Below are 19489 nucleotides of genomic sequence, written 5' to 3'. Positions count from 1 at the left end.
GCAGCTCCTACAGGGAAATGCATTCCAATGCAGGAGCTGCCGAAGGCTGCGATCTTTTGATCTTATTCGCCGGTGGCGATACCGCGCGAAGGCTCGTTGATCCACTCGCTCCATGATCCAGCGTACAACGACCCCAACGGATAACCCGCCAGGCACAACGCAAACAGGTTGTGACACGCCGTAACGCCGGAACCGCAATACGCCACCAGATCCGCTGGCGAGCGCTCGCCGAGCTTGGCGGCAAAACGTTGTTTGAGCTGATCCGCCGGCAGGAATCGCCCATCGTTGCCGAGGTTGTCGGTGAACGCCGCGCATTGCGCGCCGGGAATATGTCCGGCAATCGGATCAATTGGTTCGATCTCCCCCTTGAATCGCGGCAAAGCCCGAGCATCAATCAAGGTCAACGCAGGTTGGCCAAGACGCTTTTGCAATTTTTCGGCGCTGATCAGCAGGCTCATATCCGCCTGACCACTGAAACTACCGCGACTGACCGTCGGCGCATCCAGGCTCAGCGGCAGCCCCGCCGCATGCCACGCCTTGAGCCCGCCATCGAGAATGAACACGCCATCGCGCTTGCCCAGCCACGCCAGCAACCACCACGCCCGCGCCGCGTAGGCACCGGGACCGTCATCGTACAAAATCACATCGCTGTCGTTGTTGATGCCCCAGGTCTGCAGCCGCTCGATCAACGCCGCCGGCTCGGGCAACGGATGACGGCCAGTCACGCCTTTGACCACTTTACCGCTGAGGTCACGCTCAAGATCGGCGAAGCTCGCCCCGGCAATGTGCCCTTCGGCATAGCTGCGCTGGCCGTAGTCCGGGTCTTCGAGGGCAAAACGACAATCGAGAATCACCAGTCCCGGCTGCGCCCTGCGGGCATCCAGTGCTTCGGGGCTGATCAGTTGCGCAATCGGCATAACAGGCTCCTGGGGGATTTACAGAACGGTTTATTTCACGTCTTCGAGGGCCTGGGCCAGCGGCACGTAGAACTCCTCGAACAACGCATTGACCTCGTCTCGCGCCTGCTCGGTGACAAACCCGGCTTCCAGCACCAGCACCTGATACACGCCACGTTTAATGGCTTGTTCACTGAGGTGGTTGGAATTCTCGCGGGTGGTGCACAGGAAGCGCACCCACGACGTCAGGATGATCCAGGCATTGAGGGTCAGGGATTCGATTTGCACGCGGTCCATATCGAGAATCCCGGCGGCGACAAAACCTTCGTAGATCGCCGCGCCCTGAATCACACAGCGTTGCGAGAAGCGCCGATAGCGGGCGGCCAGTTCCGGATCGCTGTCGAGCAGATGCTCCAGATCGCGGTGCAGAAAGCGGTAGCGCCACATCGCCGAGAGCAATTCCTTGAGATAGAAACGCTTGTCCTCGACCGTCGCCGCACGCCCCTGCGGCGGACGCAGAAAGCTGTCCACGAGGCTTTCGTACTCACTGAACAACACGGCGATGATCGCCTGCTTGTTGGGGAAGTGGTAGTACAGATTGCCGGGAGAAATCTCCATGTGGGCGGCAATGTGATTAGTGCTGATGCTGCGCTCGCCCTGTTGATTGAACAGCTCAAGGCTGTTCAGCACGATACGCTCGCTGGTTTTTATTCGTGGGGCCATGGCTTGAGCTTTAATTCAGAGTGCGTTGGGGGGCATCTTACGACCTAACCGGAAATGGATAAAACAATGCTGTGCAAGGAAGTCATTTGACTTTCTAGAGCATAGACTCTAAAAGTTCATCATTACAATAAATCCGGAGCAGACCATGACTGCCGACATTGCCTACCTGCAAACGCTGCAACAACCGCTGGCCGAGCTGGACCGGTTGTTCGCGGCGCAGCGGGCTGCGTATGCCGCCAATCCGATGCCGCCCGCCGCTCAGCGCCAGCAATGGCTCAAAGCGCTGAGTGATTTGCTCAGCAACGAGCGGCAAGCGTTGATCGAGGCGATCAGCTCCGATTTCAGCCATCGCAGCGCCGATGAAACCCTGCTCGCAGAGTTGATGCCAAGCCTGCACGGCATTCATTACGCCAGCCGTCATCTCAAAGGCTGGATGAAAGCTTCGCGACGCAAGGTCGGCATGGCGTTCCAGCCCGCTTCGGCGAAAGTGGTGTATCAGCCTCTGGGCGTAGTCGGCGTCATCGTGCCGTGGAATTACCCGCTGTATCTGGCCGTCGGCCCGCTGGTCGGCGCCCTGGCAGCGGGTAACCGGGTGATGCTCAAACTCAGTGAATCGACCCCGGCCACCGGCTTGTTGATGAAAGAGTTGCTGGCGAGAATTTTCCCCGAAGACCTGGTCTGCGTGGTGCTCGGTGAAGCCGACATCGGCGTGGCGTTCTCGCGCTTGCGCTTCGACCACTTGCTGTTTACCGGCGCCACCAGCATCGGCAAACACGTGATGCGCGCCGCCGCCGAAAACCTGACCCCGGTCACCCTGGAACTGGGCGGCAAGTCGCCGGCTATCGTCTCCCACGATGTGCCGCTCAAGGATGCTGCCGAGCGCATCGCCTTCGGTAAAACCCTCAACGCCGGCCAGACCTGCGTTGCCCCGGATTACGTGCTGGTGCCGGAAGACCGGGTCGGTGCTTTTGTCGAAGCCTATCGCCAGGCCGTGCAGGGTTTCTATCCGACACTCACTGACAATCCGGACTACACGGCGATCATCAACGAACGCCAATTGGCACGGCTCAACGGCTACGTCAGCGACGCCACCAGCAAGGGTGCGCTGTTGATTCCGCTGTTCGAGCAGGGCCAGGGCCGGCGCATGCCGCACAGCGTGCTGCTGAATGTCAGCGACGAGATGACGGTGATGCAGGACGAAATCTTCGGGCCGCTGCTGCCGATCGTGCCGTATCAGGATCTGGAGCAGGCATTCGCTTACATCAATCAGCGGCCACGTCCTCTGGCTCTTTACTACTTTGGCTACGACAAACGCGAACAGAACCGTGTGCTGCACGAAACCCATTCCGGCGGCGTGTGCCTGAACGACACGTTGCTGCATGTGGCTCAGGACGACATGCCGTTCGGCGGCATCGGTGCTTCCGGCATGGGCCACTACCACGGTCACGAAGGCTTTTTGACCTTCAGCAAAGCCAAAGGCGTGCTGATCAAACAGCGGTTCAACGCGGCCAGGCTGATTTATCCGCCCTACGGCAAATCGATTCAGAAACTGATCCAGAAGCTGTTCATTCGCTAAACCTTCGTCACCGCCGGGTAATAAAAATAATGCACCCAAGCCTGACCGAAACACCTGCACTGTCACGCCGTGGCCTGCTGAAATTCAGCCTCGGCGCTACGGCGTTCCTCGCCACCGCCGGACTCGGCGCCAGCCTTAGCGGCTGCTCGTCGAGCGTCGCGGCCAACGGTTTTGTCTCGCTGCGCGACGGCGACCTGCTGTTTCTGCGCGCGCTGATTCCGGTGATGCTCGACGGCGCCGTGGCGGCCGAGAAAATGCCGGTCGCTGTTGAAGGCACGCTCAAGTCGCTGGACTACAGCCTCGATCACCTGTCGCCGGAAATGCTCAAACTCATCCGGCAGTTGTTCGACGTGCTCGGCATGGCGGTGACGCGCGGGCCACTCACCGGGATCTGGGGCAGTTGGGAAAACGCCAGTGCCGAGGCGATGCGGCATTTCCTTGATCGCTGGGAAAACAGCTCGTTGAGTCTGTTACGCATGGGGCATAGCTCGTTGCAGCAGATGGTGATGATGGCCTGGTACACCCGCCCCGAATCGTGGGCGCATTGCGGTTATCCCGGCCCGCCTACCGTTTGAGATCCGCGTCGCGCCCTTCGCGAGCAGGCTCGCTGCCACAGGGGGCGACCGCCACACCTTGCATCCAAAAATAATAAAGAGAACCTGATCGATGCCCGTACCCGACCCGTTCCGCGAAGGCCTCGCCCGAGGCTGGAAAACCTACAACGGCGCACAACTGAGCGACGACCTCACCCTTGAAACCGACGTCGCTATCATCGGCAGCGGCGCCGGTGGCGGCACCACTGCGGAAATCCTCAGCGCTGCCGGCTACAAAGTCCTGCTGATCGAAGAAGGCCCGCTGAAAACCAGTTCAGATTTCAAAATGCTCGAAGACCAGGCCTACAGCAGCCTCTATCAGGAGGGCATCGGCCGCATGAGCAAGGACGGCGCGATCACCATTCTGCAAGGCCGCGCGGTTGGCGGCACAACGCTGATCAACTGGACCTCGAGCTTTCGCACGCCGGAGCCGACCCTCGAACACTGGGCCAAAGAACACAACGTCAAAGGCCATAGCCCCACCGAGATGGCGCCGTGGTTCGAGAAAATGGAACAGCGCCTCGGCGTAGCGCCGTGGATGGTCCCGCCCAATGCCAACAACGACGTGATCCGCAAAGGCTGTGAGCAACTCGGTTACAGCTGGCACGTGATCCCGCGCAATGTGCGCGGCTGCTGGAACCTTGGTTATTGCGGCATGGGTTGCCCGACCAACGCCAAGCAGTCGATGATGGTCACGACCATTCCGGCGACGCTGGAAAAGGGCGGCGAGCTGCTTTATCTGGCCCGAGCGGAGAAACTGCTGATCAGCGGCAACAAAGTCACTGGCCTGCAATGCGTGGCGATGGATGAGCGCTGCGTTGAACCGACCGGCCGCAAAATCACCGTCAACGCGAGGCATTACGTGCTCGCCGGCGGCGGCATCAACAGCCCGGCGCTGTTGCTGCGTTCGGATGCCCCGGATCCGCATAAAAACCTCGGGAAACGCACCTTCCTGCACCCGGTGAACATGTCCGCCGCGCGCTTCGACGAAGTCATCAACCCCTTCTACGGGGCGCCGCAGTCGATCTATTCCGACCATTTCCAATGGAAGGACGGCACCACCGGGCCGATGGCTTTCAAACTTGAAGTACCACCGTTGCATCCGGCACTGGCGGCCACCCTGCTCGGCGGCTTTGGCGAGGAGAGTGCGCAACACATGGCGGACCTGCCGCACACCCACGCCATGCTGGCGTTGCTGCGCGACGGTTTTCACCCGGACAGCACGGGTGGCGCAGTCGAATTACGGGGCGATGGTTCGCCGGTGCTCGACTATCAGGTTTCGCCCTACGCCTGGGACGGCCTGCGCCGGGCCTTTCATGTCATGGCCGAAATCCAGTTCGCCGGCGGTGCGAAATCGGTAATGCCGATGCACGCCGACGCCCGCTACGCGAAAACCTTGGCCGAAGCGCGCACGCTGATCGATGGTTTGAGCCTTGAGCTGTACCGCACTCGGTTGGGCAGCGCTCACGTCATGGGCGGCTGCGCGATGGGCGAAGACCCGAAAAGTGCGGTCACCGACAGTCTCGGCCGGCATCATCAACTGGCTAATCTGTCGATCCATGACGGCTCACTGTTCCCCACCAGCATCGGCGCCAACCCGCAGCTGTCGGTGTATGGCCTGACCGCGCAACTGGCGACATCCCTCGTCGATCGGCTGAGAAACCCGTGAAAAAACCGATTATTGCCATCGTCTATAGTGCTTTCTTACCCAACAGGCGACTTGGCCGACCGGGACGGCTGCGATACCATCCGACTCCCCAACGGACTCCCGCCAGGACGACGCGATGAACCGAGTGTTGTACCCAGGTACCTTCGACCCTATTACCAAGGGCCATGGCGATCTGGTCGAACGCGCCTCGCGCCTGTTCGACCATGTGATCATTGCGGTCGCTGCCAGCCCGAAAAAGAACCCGCTGTTCCCGCTGGAACAACGGGTCGAACTGGCTCGCGAGGTCACCAAACACCTGCCGAACGTGGAAGTGGTCGGCTTCTCGACGCTGCTGGCGCATTTCGCCAAAGAGCAGAACGCCAATGTGTTCCTGCGTGGTTTGCGCGCGGTGTCGGACTTCGAATACGAATTCCAGCTGGCCAACATGAATCGCCAGTTGGCTCCGGATGTGGAGAGTCTGTTTCTCACCCCGTCCGAGCGTTATTCGTTCATTTCCTCGACGCTGGTGCGGGAAATTGCCGCGCTGGGCGGCGATATCAGCAAATTCGTCCACCCGGCCGTGGCCGACGCGCTGACCCTGCGCTTTAAAAAGTAGGCGCTGCCGAAGGCTCGGGCTGCGATCCTGGCTTTTGATTGCAGCCCTTGATCGCAGCAGCGTGCACTGCGCTCGCCAATGCGGCACAATTGCGCGCATTGATTTATAGCGCCCGGGCCTGCCGCCCCGGCTGGAGTTAGCATGTCCCTGATCATCACCGACGATTGCATCAACTGCGACGTCTGCGAACCCGAGTGCCCGAACGCCGCCATCTCCCAAGGCGAAGAGATCTATGTGATCGACCCGAACCTGTGCACCCAGTGCGTCGGCCACTACGACGAACCGCAATGCCAACAGGTTTGCCCGGTGGATTGCATTCCGCTGGACGAAGCGCATCCGGAGACTGAAGAACAGTTGATGGAGAAATACCGCAAGATTACCGGCAAGGCTTGAGTCTTCCAGCGCCTGTACAGACGCCATCGCGAGCAGGCTCACTCCTACATTGGAACGCATTTCAACTGTAGGAGTGAGCCTGCTCGCGATGAGGCCGTCAGCCACACAGGAAATCCCTGATCAGCTTACTCGCGCTGCTCAAACCCCTCCCCGATACACCCCAGGCACCGCACAAAAGCGGCTTTCGCCGGATCCACCACCAACGCCTGCCCCGCATCGCCCACCCCGCCACCCAGTGCGGTAAACGGCAACGACACGACAAACGCCCCCGCACCAATCACCGTCGCCACCACCAATAAAGGTCGGGCAATCAGCAAGTCGCCGATCATCGCGTAGGCCGGGGGATTCTGGATGGTGTAACGCGGATCGCCACTGCCATTTTCCGCGGCTTGAACAGCCAGACTGGAACACAGCAACAGCGTAACAAAGAGGACTTGCAAGGATTTCATGGCACGATCCTTCGGGCTTAACAGTGAGACAACTCACTATAGACCGTAGGACTTTTTCAGCCGTTTGCCTCAGCTCTGGCAGCGCGGGCAGAACACACTGGCACGCTGGCCCAGCTTCACTTCACGCAAGCCGGTGCCACAGACCTTGCAGTGTTCACCGCCACGGCCATAGACAAACAGTTCCTGTTGGAAATAGCCCGGCTGACCGTCACCGCCGATGAAATCGCGCAACGTCGTCCCGCCACGCTCAATGGCAGCGGCTAGAATGCGTTTGATCTCGATGGCCAGCTTCAGATAGCGCCCCCGGGAAATGCCCCCGGCTTCACGACGCGGATCAATCCCGGCAGCGAACAGCGCTTCGGTCGCATAAATATTGCCGACCCCGACCACCACCGCGTTGTCCATGATGAACGGTTTGACCGCCATCGAACGCCCGCGCGACAGCTGAAACAAACGCTCGCCATCGAACAGATCGGTCAGTGGCTCCGGGCCGAGACGAATCAGCAATTCATGATTGAGCGGATCATTGCTCCACAACATCGCGCCGAACCGTCGCGGATCGGTGTAACGCAGCGCCAGCCCCGACTCCAGTTCAATATCGACGTGTTCATGCTTGAGCGCCGGCAAACCGACTTCGACCAGACGCAAATTGCCCGACATGCCCAAGTGGCTGATCAGCGTACCAACCTCGGCATTGATCAACAGGTACTTGGCCCGTCGTTCGACCAGCACGATTCGCTGCCCCGACAGACGCACATCGAGGTCTTCGGGGATCGGCCAGCGCAACCGCCGGTCCCGCACGATCACCCGGCTGACACGCTGGCCTTCCAGGTGCGGGGCAATCCCGCGACGAGTGGTTTCGACTTCCGGCAGTTCAGGCATAGCGTCCTCGAATCAATGCGCGCCGAGGTCGCGGATCGTTTGTTTGAGGGTTTCGAAGTCGTAATCCGACAGCCCTACGTAATCGAGTACCAACGGCCCGACGGCGTTCCATTCGAAATCTTCGGTCTGGTTGCCCAGCACGCGATACGACGCGCAGATATGCTCGGCCATTTTCAGGATCGCCAGCAGGTTTTTCAGCTGACTGTTGCGTGACGTCTCATCGCTGAAAATCGCCAGGGCGTTGTGGTGATTGGCGATGGCCGCGCTGACATGCTCCGGCAGACGCCAGGACTTGGCCGTGTAGTAACCAACCACTGCATGGTTGGTATTGAACTCGCTGTTTTCAGTGTCCACTACGCGACATTCGGCGCTGGCGTTGGCGTAAGCCTTTTCCAGAACCGTCATGTAATTGGGGAAGCGCTGCAACATCAAAGGTACGCCGCAATCGTGGAACAGGCCCAAGGCGTAAGCCTCATCGCCCGCCTGAGTGCCAATACGCTTGGCCAGCGTCAGGCACGTCATCGCCACATCCTGGGCAGTGTCCCAGAAACGGTTGAGCGTAACGATGGTGTCGTCATTCATCTCGCCCTTGATCGACTGCGCGTTGATCAGGTTGATGATCGAACGGCTGCCCAGCAGGTTCACCGCACGCTGGATCGAAGTGATCTTGTTGCTCAGGCCGTAATACGGCGAGTTGACGATTTTCAGCAGCGAACCGGACAGGCCGGGATCCTGGGAGATCAGCTTGGCGATCACCTCCAGGTCCGGGTCGGGCATGTACTGCTCCATTTGCAGATCCACCATGATCTGCGGTTGCGCCGGCACACTGATGCCTTGCAGCGATTGTTGAATCTGTTCGGTGGTCAGCTCTTGGGACATAAGTACACACTCTGGGACAGGCGGCGATTCTAACCTCTAAAAACCGCACGACGACACACCAGTGGGCAATTGTCAGGAACTTTCATTCAGGCCACGGCTTCGGAATCTGTAATGCCCAACGGATCACTCCGGTCCATTACGGCGGCAAACTCCCACAGACTCAGGAGCTTATCGATGGCCACCTCCCTCAACGGCAAACGCGTCGCCATTTTGGTAACAGACGGTTTCGAACAGGTCGAACTGACCGGTCCCAAGCAGGCACTGGAGCAAGCCGGCGCGCAAGTCGACATCCTTTCCGCCGAGGCCGGCAAGGTCAAAGGCTGGAACCACGACAAACCGGCGGACGACTTCAAGGTCGACCAGACATTCCAGAGCGCCAGCAGCGAGCAGTACGACGCAATCGTCCTGCCGGGCGGCGTGCAGAACTCCGACACCATCCGCATCGATCAGGATGCCCAGCATCTGGTCAAGACCGGCGCCTCGGCCGGCAAACCGATTGCGGTGATCTGCCATGGTGGCTGGCTGCTGATCTCGGCGGGGCTGGTCAACGGCAAGACCATGACCAGTTACAAGACGCTCAAGGATGACCTGGTGAATGCCGGGGCCAATTGGGTCGATAAAGAAGTGGTCAAGGATGGTCACCTGATCAGCAGCCGTCAGCCTGATGATATTCCGGCGTTCAACAAAGAGCTGATCGACGCACTGTCTGCGTAGAAGTCAAAACCGCCTTCGCGAGCAAGTCGAATCGTCGCACCGTCGCTCCCACACTGGTCTTGTGTCCGCCACAAATCCCCTGTGGGAGCGAGCCTGCTCGCGAAAAGGCCATTAGCGTTTCATCGCACTCCAAACCCGGCACAAGTCGCAACACGCTATACTCCCGCTCTTTTTTCCGGAGCGACGTCATGTCCCTGCCTAGCTTGCGCCTCAAAGCCAACGCCGACCGTCGCCTGCGCGCCGGCCACCTGTGGGTCTACAGCAACGAAATCGATGTTGCCGCCACCCCTCTGCACGGCTTCAATGCCGGCGACCAGGCCATCCTCGAAGCCGCTGGCGGCAAGCCGCTGGGCATCGTGGCGATGAGCCCGAACAACCTGATCTGCGCCCGCCTGCTGTCGCGCGACACCAAAGTTGCGCTGGACAAATCGCTGCTGGTGCACCGTCTGAACGTGGCCTTGTCGCTGCGCGAGCGCCTGTTCGACAAACCGTTCTACCGTCTGGTCTACGGTGATTCCGACCTGTTGCCAGGCCTGGTCGTTGACCGTTTCGGCGACATTCTTGTGGTGCAGATCGCCTCGGCGACCATGGAAGCGCATAAAGATGACGTGATCGCGGCCCTGACCCAAGTGCTCAAGCCAAGCGGTATCCTGTTCAAGAACGACTCAGCTGCCCGTGATGCTGAAGGCCTCAACCGCTACGTCGAAACCGTGTTCGGCCTGGTGCCGGAGTGGGTGGCGCTGGAAGAGAACGGCGTGAAGTTCGAAGCCCCGGTGATTCAGGGTCAGAAAACCGGCTGGTTCTACGACCACCGCATGAACCGCGCCCGCCTGGCCCCTTACGCCAAAGGCAAACGCGTCCTCGACCTCTATAGCTACATCGGTGGCTGGGGCGTGCAGGCTGCGGCGTTCGGCGCCAGCGAAGTGTTCTGCGTCGATGCCTCGGCTTTCGCCCTCGACGGTGTTGAGCGCAACGCTGCGCTGAACGGCTTCGCCGACAAGATGACCTGCATCGAAGGCGACGTCTTCGAAGCCCTGAAAGAACTGAAAGCCAGCGAAGAACGTTTTGACGTGATCGTGGCCGACCCGCCAGCGTTCATCAAACGCAAGAAAGACATGAAAAACGGCGAAGGCGCCTACCGTCGCCTGAACGAGCAAGCCATGCGCCTGCTCAACAAGGACGGCATCCTGGTCAGCGCATCGTGCTCGATGCACCTGCCGGAAGATGACCTGCAGAACATCCTGCTGACCAGCGCGCGTCACCTGGATCGCAACATCCAGTTGCTCGAGCGTGGCGGCCAGGGTCCGGATCACCCGGTGCACCCTGCCATCGCCGAAACGCGCTACATCAAGAGCATCACCTGCCGATTGCTGCCCAACAGCTGATCCATGCGGACATCGGGGAGCCAGCAGGCTCCCCGTTTTTATCTCAGGCATCACCCTTCCCTTCGCTATCTCCCTCGAGTTCCTACAATTATATTCCCGCAGACATGCAGGACATTTCCTTACATCTTTTTATTACCGAAACTTCCCCTACAAGTTTATTTCCGGCTAAAGACTGCTCCGACAAAATTACTGGAAATTTCCTACTTAATATCCTCTTGCCAATAATCCATTACAAACTATTATGAAGTCGTCACCACGAGGTGACTTCAACTATCAACGAACAAGGAGTTCACATCATGAAACGTATTTCTCTGGAAAGTAAAAAAATCGCAAACCTGGCTTTTCTGGTTGCCCCTAAAGCCCGTTAAGTGAGTCTGGACGCTGGGAAGTGCCGGCACCCGGCGTCCTTTTGACTTTCTCCAGAGTGAATCGACAGACATGCATATCAACCCTTACTTATTTATCTTGCCGCGTTCACCCGGGCAAATCGTGTGGAACTATAAAAACCACACACAGCACGAACTTGATCTTAATTATGCCAATCGACTCGCACAACTAATCCACAACCCGGAACTTTTCGACACCCACAACTTAATAGACACACAACTATTAAGCGCAGGCATTCTAACTATTTCCCCAATAGACAGTCCGCAATGGGGTTGGGATGAGCTGTCGAAGATTTATCACATCGGCACGCAAAATATTCCCTGCGAACATACCCCACAGAATATTCACGAGTGGTCCAGACAATATCTGGCGCACTGCAACGAAGTACTGGCTAACCCACAGCCCGCGACAAACCGCCCAATGCCGGCACCCGAGCAGCGTATCGCCCTGCCTGCGCCGAGCGCGTTGAATGACGACCGTCTGGGAAATGTTCTGCTCCAGCGCAAAACCTGCCGTTCCTATACAGGTGCAGCGATAACGCTGAAGGACGTCGGCACCCTGCTCTATCTTGCCCTCGGCTATCTCCAGGAACGTGACAATGACCGCGACGACAGCATCGCCCAAGGGCTCGGCGCACGCCGGAGCAGTCCTTCCGCTGGCGGTCTGAACGCTTGCGAAGGCTTTCTGCTGGTGCAGAACGTCGATGGCCTGGAACCCGGCATCTATGCCTATCATCCGGCCGACCACACCCTGAGCCGGGTTAATCCATTGCCTGAGCCCGCGCTGGGCCAATTGCTCGGCGGTCAGCATTTCATCAACAACCTGCCGTTGGGTTTGTTTATCACCGCCCGTTTCGACCGGCTCTGGTGGAAGTACGAACACTCGCGGGCCTATCGGATGGCCTTCGTTGAAGCGGGCCACTTGTCGCAGACCTTTCAACTGGTCGCCACGGCATTGGGCCTCAACACTTGGTTGACCGGCGCGTTTGCCGACCAGCAGGTCGAAGCACTGCTCAAGCTTGAGGGCAGTGCTGAACAACCGCTGTTCTTCGTTGGTTGCGGACAAAGCGACGGGCAAGTGATGTGTCACGAAATGCGCGAGTTGTTGCGTGAGGTGCAGGCATGACCCTGTCGAATGCCGACCCGGATCAAGCGCCGGTGTCCTGGGCACTCAAATTCACCTTGGGAGACTGGGACAGCCGTGCCTCGGTACGCAGCAGTACCCATGACTACCAATTGCCCGACGATGTGCCGCTGCAACTGCAAACCCGCCATTGGTTTCCACCGGCGTTTCTACCTTATCTGGCACATCCGGCTATCCAGATGGCGGGGCGGGACGTGTTGCACCGACTGTCAGCCAACCACTTGGTGCACTTTCTCGATTACACCACCCTGCTCGAACACCGCATCGTCAACCGTGCCGTGGAAGTCATCGTGCACCGCGAACTGCCCATTCACGTGCCTGCGGTAATGAAAAACGCCGCGTTGCAGCTTTACACCGACGAGGGTTATCACGCGCTGTTTTCCAATCGTCTCGCGGAGCAGATCGCCAATTTCTATGGAATCACCGAACGGCCGGCGATTCCGAAGCGCATCACCCGCCTGAACTCGCTGATTGCTCGCACGCCGGAAAAGAACCGGGCGCTGGCATGGTTTCTGCTCGGTTTCGTCTCGGAAACCATCATTGCCCGTGAGCTGCTGGACGTATGCCGCGACAGCCTGGTGTCCAGCGTCAACGACATGCTGCGTGACCATCTGGCGGACGAAGCCCGCCACAGTCGATATTTCGCCGAAGCGTTCCATTACTTCTGGCTGTCGATGAACAGCCGCCAGCGCACGTTTGTGAGCAGGACACTGCTGGAAATCATCGGGATTTTTTTCGAGGCCGACGAACGCTGGTTGCAACAGAGTTTGCGAGGAGCCGGCATCGCTGACAGTGACGTGATGGAAATTGTCGGCGGCATGGCAACGGTGCAAGCCAACCGGGCACGTGCACGATCAGGCGCCATCGCCACGCTGGACGCACTACGAAAGGCCGGTTTTTTCGCGCTTCCCCATAACCAGAAGCTTTTCGCCAAGGCAGGACTGATCGATGGATAAAGGACAATCCGTGGCAACCACAAGGCAGCGTCGCGCCGCTGTCAGTCTGTTGCTGGCCATGGTGCTGCTGGGTGTGTTTCCACTGGATGTGCTGCTGCCTTCCTTTCCGGCACTGGCGACGCACTTTCACCGTTCGCCGGCAGACATCGCACTGTCCATCAGTCTGTTCGCCGTGGGGATCGCGTCTGCTCAGGTCCTGATCGGCCCCCTCTCGGACGTGATCGGACGCAAGGGCTTGTTACTCGCCGGCATGAGCGTATCGATGCTGGGTGCGCTCGGTTGCGTGATGACCTCCGATTACACGCTATTTCTCATATTCCGGGTGATGCAGGCCCTGGGATGTGGCTGTTTCGTACTGTCCCAGGCGCTGGTGCAGGATCTGTTCGAAGGTGAGGAACGCGACCGTTTGCGTATCCTGATGGTCACGGCTACCGGCATCTTCATCTCGGTGTCGCCGCTGGCCGGCACCTTTCTTCAGGCCTCACTCGGTTGGCGCGGCAGCTTCTGGGTGTTTACCGCGCTGGCCGCCACGGTGCTGATCAAGGCCTGGCTGTTTTTACCAAACAGCCGTCCGGCCTACAGCGGCACACGGCTCGGTTTCATTCAGTCCTACCGCCGCGTGCTGGGGGATTTCGAGTTTGTCGGCTACTGGCTGATTTCAGCGTTCGCTTTCGCCTGTCACTTCTCGTTCATCGTGATTTCGCCGCTGATTTTCATGGATCAATTGCAGCTCGCACCCTACGACTTTTCACTGATTCTGCTGGTTTACGGCGCGGCCTATGTCGTCGGTGGCATCCTCGCCACCGTACTCAATCGACGGATCACTCCTGCTCAGCAAGTCTTCACCGGGCTAAGTCTGATACTGCTGTCGGGGCTGGCAATGCTGTACCTGGCAGCCAATCACGCGCTGGCGCCAGCCACTGTGTTGATCCCGATGTTGATCTGCACGGCGGGTACCACCATTGCCCGCCCCGCCGCCACCTCTCGGGCCATGGGCCTGTTTCCCGAGAACGCCGGGACGTCGGCCTCGGCGGGCAGTACGATCATCTTTATTTGTGGCGGCCTTATCAGCGCGTTGATCAGCCTCAGCCCAGCCAATCTGCAATCCACGCTCGGCTACAGCTTTGTGTTGCTGAGCGCGACAGCGCTGGTGCTCAACAACAGGCTCAGCCATCGCGCCAGAAACCTTGAAGCCAATACCGTGGCGCAGACCGGCGGTGATTAAACCCGCCGGTCGTCATCCCATACACCCCGTCGGCACTGGAACAACACTTTGCGCCATTCCCTCCAGGCGCCAGCGGTGTAGAATCGGCTGATTCATCGCCATTCATCCCCCGGCGGGTTTATGAGCTCAGGCTGAGACCAGCGGCGATCCCGCAACGTCATCGGCAACTTCACGAACACACGGCCATTTCTGAGTGTTCCAGACGTCAATAGAAGCTCACTCCCCTTTTGCACCTGATTAGTAAGTGATTAGCCGCCCGGAGTGCTCCATGCCAGATTACCGCTCGAAAACATCCACCCACGGCCGCAACATGGCCGGTGCCCGCGCACTGTGGCGCGCCACGGGGATGAAAGATGACGACTTCAAAAAGCCGATCATCGCGATTGCCAACTCGTTCACCCAGTTCGTACCGGGCCATGTGCACCTGAAGGATCTGGGCCAACTGGTCGCCCGTGAAATCGAACGCGCTGGCGGCGTAGCGAAAGAATTCAACACCATCGCCGTGGATGACGGCATCGCCATGGGCCACGACGGCATGCTGTATTCGCTGCCGAGCCGCGAGATCATCGCCGACTCCGTCGAGTACATGGTCAACGCCCACTGCGCCGACGCCATCGTGTGCATTTCCAACTGCGACAAGATCACCCCGGGCATGTTGATGGCCGCGTTGCGCCTGAACATTCCGGTGATCTTCGTTTCCGGCGGCCCGATGGAAGCCGGCAAGACCAAACTCGCTTCCCACGGCCTCGACCTCGTCGACGCCATGGTGATCGCCGCCGACGAAAGCGCTTCTGACGAGAAAGTCGCTGAGTACGAGCGCAGCGCCTGCCCGACCTGCGGTTCGTGCTCCGGCATGTTCACCGCCAACTCGATGAACTGCCTGACCGAAGCCCTCGGCCTCGCACTGCCAGGCAACGGTTCGACCCTCGCTACCCACAGCGACCGCGAACAGCTGTTCCTGCAGGCCGGCCGCACCATCGTCGAGCTGTGCAAGCGTTACTACGGCGAAAACGACGAATCGGTACTGCCGCGCAACATCGCCAACTTCAAGGCGTTCGAGAACGCGATGATGCTCGACATCGCCATGGGCGGCTCGACCAACACCATCCTGCACTTGCTCGCTGCCGCCCAGGAAGCCGAAATCGATTTCGACCTGCGCGACATCGACCGTCTTTCGCGCAGCGTTCCGCAGCTGTGCAAAGTCGCGCCGAACATCCAGAAGTACCACATGGAAGACGTGCACCGCGCCGGCGGCATCTTCAGCATCCTCGGTTCGCTGGCCCGTGGCGGCCTGCTGCACACCGACCTGCCGACCGTGCACAGCCGCAGCATGGAAGAAGCCATCGCCAAGTGGGACATCACCCAGACCACCGATGAAGCGGTGCATCACTTCTTCAAGGCCGGCCCTGCCGGTATCCCGACGCAGACGGCGTTCAGCCAGTCGACCCGTTGGGAAACCCTGGATGACGACCGTGAAAACGGCTGCATCCGCAGCTTCGAACACGCCTATTCGCAAGAAGGTGGTTTGGCCGTGTTGTACGGCAACATCGCCCTCGACGGCTGCGTGGTGAAAACCGCCGGTGTCGACGAATCGATCCACGTCTTCGAAGGCAACGCGAAGATCTTCGAAAGCCAGGACAGCGCCGTACGCGGCATCCTCGCTGACGAAGTGAAGGCTGGCGACATCGTCATCATTCGCTACGAAGGTCCGAAAGGCGGCCCGGGCATGCAGGAAATGCTTTACCCGACGTCGTACCTGAAATCCAAAGGCCTGGGCAAAGCCTGCGCGCTGCTCACCGACGGACGTTTCTCCGGCGGTACTTCCGGTCTGTCCATCGGCCACGCTTCGCCAGAAGCTGCCGCCGGCGGCGCGATCGGTCTGGTGCAGGACGGCGACAAAGTGCTGATCGACATTCCGAACCGCTCGATCAACCTGTTGGTCAGCGATGAGGAACTGGCTGCACGCCGTGCCGAGCAGGACAAGAAGGGCTGGAAACCTGTGGAAGTGCGTCCACGCAAAGTGACCACCGCCCTCAAGGCCTACGCCCTGCTGGCGACCAGCGCCGACAAAGGTGCTGTGCGCAACAAAGCGATGCTCGACGGGCTGTAAGCGTCAAATCGCCGAGACAAAATGCCCCGCCAATGTGCGGGGCATTTTTTTGCCTTTGATCGTTCCCACGCTCTGCGTGGGAACGATCAACTGACACTACGCTTTCGCGAGCAGGCTCGCTCCCACACTGGCCCTGTGTCTGTTACTGAATTTCTTCTGGCTTGACGATCACCCAGTTCTTGTCCGCCGTTACCGGCAACCCTTCTTTCGCCTGCGCTGCCGCGTGCTTGGCCATCATGCCGTTGATCTGCGCCATGTACTTGTCCTTGCGGTTGATCCACAAGTGAATCCCGCCCTTGGCCACGTCGACATCGTGGAACAGCATGTAACCGTCGCTGGTCGGGGTATCGCCACCCACCAGTACCGGTTTTTTCCACTCATCGATGTAAGTGAGGATCGCCGCGTGCTTGCCGGCCATCCACGTCGCCGGGGTCCAGAGATACGGCGTCAGCTCCAGGCCGAGGTTGGCCTTCTCGTCATATTTACCGGCGGTGATCTGCTTGCGCGCGGTGGTCAGTTCGCCTGTCTTCGGATCCTTGAGCAACATCGAAACGCCAATGACGTTCTGCGGTTTGACGTTGTAGCCATACTTCGGATCCGCTGCGACCATACGCACCAGTTCTTCAGACGCGGCGGTCATCACGTAGACCTCGATGCCGTTTTCCATCAGCTTGTTGTACAGCTCTTGCTGGCCGGTGAAGATCTTCGGTGGGTTGACGTCGAGTTTCTTGACCACATCGCCTTCGTAATAGGTCGCCGGCACCGGTTTGCCAGAGGCCATCAGCTCATCGACGTAGCCTTTGAGTTCCTTGAGAGTGAAGCCGGAGAACACCTGCGCCACCCACGGGTAGCAGACCATATCGTCGACTTCGCAGAGGCGATAGTAGTAACTGAACAGGCTCTCCTTGTGCTCGGCGGTGTCCTTGAACGGCATCAGTTTCAGCGAGGGGTCGAGTTTGTCGCGGGTGATCAGGCCCTTGTTTTCCATGAACGGCAACAAGGACTCTTCGAGGTCGTAACGGTAACTGGTGTTGTCCATGTCGAACACCGCGTAGTTACCCTTGTTGGCGTTGGCGGCGATCATCGCGTCCAGCGCCTTGGCCTGATCGGCCGGCCAGTGTTTCAGGTCCGTAGCGAAGGCCTGAGTGGCCAGACCCATGCCCACTGTCAGCGCGACAGCCAGAAATTTCGGTGCGAACTTCATAAGCCTCTTCTCCCTGATTCAAAGAGATCGACGCTAACAAATAAGTGTGACAGTCCTCGTCTGTCAGCGACCGCCCGCGTCCCTATTGCGCCAGATGCATTGCCGAGAGCGACACAGGCTTATTCCAAAAACGACGGACAACCTTCGATTTTGATATTAATTCATTGCAAATCAAGCTGTTAGGCTTGCCGGTTCGCAGCAGCCCCGGAAGGCTGTTGGCACAGTCTTTCCTGGAGATCTCATGAATCTACCGTTGATTCTCAACCTGCTGGTGTTCCTCGCCCTGCTCTTCGGTCTGGCACAGACCCGCCACACCACCTGGAGCCTGGCGAAAAAAGTCCTGCTGGCGCTGGTGCTCGGCGTTGCGTTCGGCGTCGCGCTGCACACCGTTTATGGTGCCGGCAACCCGGTGCTGAAAGCCTCGATTGGCTGGTTCGATCTGGTCGGCAACGGCTACGTGCAGTTGCTGCAAATGATCGTTATCCCGCTGGTGTTCGCCTCGATCCTCAGCGCCGTGGCGCGTCTGCACAATGCTTCGTCGTTGGGCAAAATCAGCTTCCTGACCATCGGCACCCTGCTGTTCACCACCGCGATTGCGGCGCTGATCGGCATCGGCCTGACCAACCTGTTCGGCCTCACCGCTGAAGGTCTGGTCGCCGGCACCCAGGAAATGGCCCGTCTGCAAACCATTCAGTCCGACTATGCCGGCAAGGTTGCCGACCTGAATGTGCCGCAACTGCTGCTGTCGTTCATCCCGCAGAACCCGTTCGCCGATCTGGCGCGGGCCAAGCCGACCTCGATCATCAGCGTGGTGATTTTCGCCGCATTCCTCGGGGTTGCCGCGCTGCAACTGCTCAAGGATGACGTCGAAAAAGGTCAGAAAGTAATCAACGCCATCGACACCCTGCAAGCCTGGGTAATGCGTCTGGTGCGTCTGGTGATGAAGCTGACGCCGTACGGCGTGCTGGCGCTGATGACCAAAGTGGTCGCCGGTTCCAACCTGCAAGACATCATCAAACTCGGCAGTTTCGTCGTGGTGTCGTACCTCGGTCTGGGCCTGATGTTCGTCGTGCACGGTTTGCTGGTATCGGCGGCCGGGATCAACCCGCTGCGCTTCTTCCGCAAAATCTGGCCAGTGCTGACGTTCGCGTTCACCAGCCGTTCCAGCGCCGCCAGCATTCCGCTGAGCATTGAAGCGCAGACCCGTCGTCTGGGGATTCCGCAGTCGGTGGCGAGTTTTGCTGCGTCGTTCGGTGCGACCATTGGCCAGAACGGTTGCGCCGGTCTGTACCCGGCGATGTTGGCGGTGATGGTTGCGCCAACCGTAGGCATCAATCCGCTGGATCCACTGTGGATCGCGACGCTGGTGGCGATTGTGACCTTGAGTTCGGCGGGCGTGGCGGGTGTTGGTGGCGGCGCGACCTTCGCGGCGCTGATCGTGCTGCCGGCGATGGGTTTGCCGGTGTCACTGGTGGCGTTGCTGATTTCGGTTGAGCCGCTGATCGATATGGGGCGCACGGCGTTGAACGTGAGTGGTTCGATCACCGCTGGTGCGATTACCAGTCAGGTGATGCAGCAGACCGATAAAGCGTTGCTGGATGCTGATGAGCATGCGGAGTTGGCTCAAGCGTGATGTAAAGCAAGATCAAAAGATCGCAGCCTTCGGCAGCTCCTACAGGGAACGCGGATACCGTGTAGGAGCTGCCGCAG

At 59.3% G+C, this 19489-nt stretch carries 18 protein-coding genes; 12 read left to right on the top strand and 6 right to left on the bottom strand.

Features of this window, described 5'->3' with window-relative positions; genetic code table 11:
* Positions 1 to 62: 62 nt before the first annotated feature.
* Together PMI23_RS21625 and PMI23_RS21620 are read right to left on the bottom strand one after the other, a co-directional pair.
* The gene (locus PMI23_RS21625) at positions 63 to 917 is read right to left on the bottom strand and encodes a sulfurtransferase (RefSeq protein ID WP_007913601.1); all 855 of its coding nucleotides are present in this window, start codon (positions 915 to 917) and stop codon (positions 63 to 65) included.
* A 30-nt stretch (positions 918 to 947) separates the two neighbouring features.
* A complete protein-coding gene (locus PMI23_RS21620; protein ID WP_007913599.1) occupies positions 948 to 1619 on the bottom strand; it encodes a TetR/AcrR family transcriptional regulator in 672 nt (223 codons plus the stop codon).
* Positions 1620 to 1764: 145 nt separating this feature from the next.
* On the opposite strand from PMI23_RS21620, the gene PMI23_RS21615 reads away from it, so the two are divergent.
* The 5 genes from PMI23_RS21615 to PMI23_RS21595 all read left to right on the top strand — a co-directional run bounded on the left by PMI23_RS21615 (position 1765) and on the right by PMI23_RS21595 (position 6445).
* Entirely contained in the window at positions 1765 to 3195 is a 1431-nt protein-coding gene (locus tag PMI23_RS21615) for a coniferyl aldehyde dehydrogenase (RefSeq protein WP_007913597.1), read from the top strand.
* Between the two features lie 29 nt (positions 3196 to 3224).
* Complete coding sequence (locus PMI23_RS21610; RefSeq protein ID WP_007913595.1) at positions 3225 to 3770, top strand: hypothetical protein; 546 nt, start codon at positions 3225 to 3227, stop codon at positions 3768 to 3770.
* A 91-nt stretch (positions 3771 to 3861) separates the two neighbouring features.
* Positions 3862 to 5457: a GMC family oxidoreductase gene (locus tag PMI23_RS21605; protein ID WP_007913593.1), complete on the top strand. Its 1596-nt coding sequence runs from the start codon at positions 3862 to 3864 to the stop codon at positions 5455 to 5457.
* 115 nt (positions 5458 to 5572) lie between these two features.
* Positions 5573 to 6052, top strand: a complete 480-nt coding sequence (gene coaD / locus PMI23_RS21600) for a pantetheine-phosphate adenylyltransferase (protein ID WP_003229157.1) — start codon at positions 5573 to 5575, stop codon at positions 6050 to 6052.
* Positions 6053 to 6193: 141 nt separating this feature from the next.
* Positions 6194 to 6445, top strand: coding sequence for a YfhL family 4Fe-4S dicluster ferredoxin (locus tag PMI23_RS21595; protein ID WP_003195146.1), 252 nt, complete (start codon positions 6194 to 6196; stop codon positions 6443 to 6445).
* Between the two features lie 125 nt (positions 6446 to 6570).
* On the opposite strand, the gene PMI23_RS21590 is transcribed toward PMI23_RS21595, so the two are convergent.
* From PMI23_RS21590 to PMI23_RS21580, 3 genes are all read right to left on the bottom strand, one after another.
* Positions 6571 to 6894: a hypothetical protein gene (locus PMI23_RS21590; RefSeq protein WP_007913584.1), complete on the bottom strand. Its 324-nt coding sequence runs from the start codon at positions 6892 to 6894 to the stop codon at positions 6571 to 6573.
* Positions 6895 to 6963: 69 nt separating this feature from the next.
* Positions 6964 to 7776, bottom strand: coding sequence for a bifunctional DNA-formamidopyrimidine glycosylase/DNA-(apurinic or apyrimidinic site) lyase (gene mutM / locus PMI23_RS21585; RefSeq protein ID WP_007913582.1), 813 nt, complete (start codon positions 7774 to 7776; stop codon positions 6964 to 6966).
* A gap of 12 nt (positions 7777 to 7788) precedes the next feature.
* The gene (locus PMI23_RS21580) at positions 7789 to 8601 is read right to left on the bottom strand and encodes an HDOD domain-containing protein (protein WP_162131202.1); all 813 of its coding nucleotides are present in this window, start codon (positions 8599 to 8601) and stop codon (positions 7789 to 7791) included.
* 228 nt (positions 8602 to 8829) lie between these two features.
* Here PMI23_RS21580 and PMI23_RS21575 point away from each other — a divergent pair, with 228 nt between their 5' ends.
* From PMI23_RS21575 to ilvD, 6 genes are all read left to right on the top strand, one after another.
* The gene (locus PMI23_RS21575; RefSeq protein WP_007913579.1) at positions 8830 to 9369 is read left to right on the top strand and encodes a type 1 glutamine amidotransferase domain-containing protein; all 540 of its coding nucleotides are present in this window, start codon (positions 8830 to 8832) and stop codon (positions 9367 to 9369) included.
* 188 nt (positions 9370 to 9557) lie between these two features.
* Complete coding sequence (locus PMI23_RS21570) at positions 9558 to 10754, top strand: class I SAM-dependent rRNA methyltransferase (protein WP_007913577.1); 1197 nt, start codon at positions 9558 to 9560, stop codon at positions 10752 to 10754.
* Positions 10755 to 11192: 438 nt separating this feature from the next.
* Positions 11193 to 12266: a SagB family peptide dehydrogenase gene (locus PMI23_RS21565; protein WP_007913575.1), complete on the top strand. Its 1074-nt coding sequence runs from the start codon at positions 11193 to 11195 to the stop codon at positions 12264 to 12266.
* Positions 12263 to 13240, top strand: coding sequence for a diiron oxygenase (locus PMI23_RS21560; protein WP_007913571.1), 978 nt, complete (start codon positions 12263 to 12265; stop codon positions 13238 to 13240). The genes PMI23_RS21565 and PMI23_RS21560 overlap by 4 nt, the downstream gene beginning before the upstream one ends.
* A complete protein-coding gene (locus PMI23_RS21555; RefSeq protein ID WP_007913569.1) occupies positions 13233 to 14465 on the top strand; it encodes an MFS transporter in 1233 nt (410 codons plus the stop codon). The genes PMI23_RS21560 and PMI23_RS21555 overlap by 8 nt, the downstream gene beginning before the upstream one ends.
* Positions 14466 to 14733: 268 nt before the next feature.
* Positions 14734 to 16575, top strand: a complete 1842-nt coding sequence (ilvD, locus tag PMI23_RS21550) for a dihydroxy-acid dehydratase (protein WP_007913567.1) — start codon at positions 14734 to 14736, stop codon at positions 16573 to 16575.
* Between the two features lie 142 nt (positions 16576 to 16717).
* On the opposite strand, the gene PMI23_RS21545 is transcribed toward ilvD, so the two are convergent.
* Positions 16718 to 17779, bottom strand: a complete 1062-nt coding sequence (locus PMI23_RS21545) for a phosphorylcholine phosphatase (protein ID WP_007913565.1) — start codon at positions 17777 to 17779, stop codon at positions 16718 to 16720.
* A gap of 241 nt (positions 17780 to 18020) precedes the next feature.
* On the opposite strand from PMI23_RS21545, the gene PMI23_RS21540 reads away from it, so the two are divergent.
* Positions 18021 to 19412, top strand: coding sequence for an L-cystine transporter (locus PMI23_RS21540; protein WP_007913564.1), 1392 nt, complete (start codon positions 18021 to 18023; stop codon positions 19410 to 19412).
* The last annotated feature ends 77 nt before the right edge of the window (positions 19413 to 19489 follow it).

The sequence above is a fragment of the Pseudomonas sp. GM24 genome (assembly GCF_000282235.1).
GTDB lineage: Bacteria > Pseudomonadota > Gammaproteobacteria > Pseudomonadales > Pseudomonadaceae > Aquipseudomonas.
This window is presented reverse-complemented; position numbering and strand designations above follow the sequence as displayed.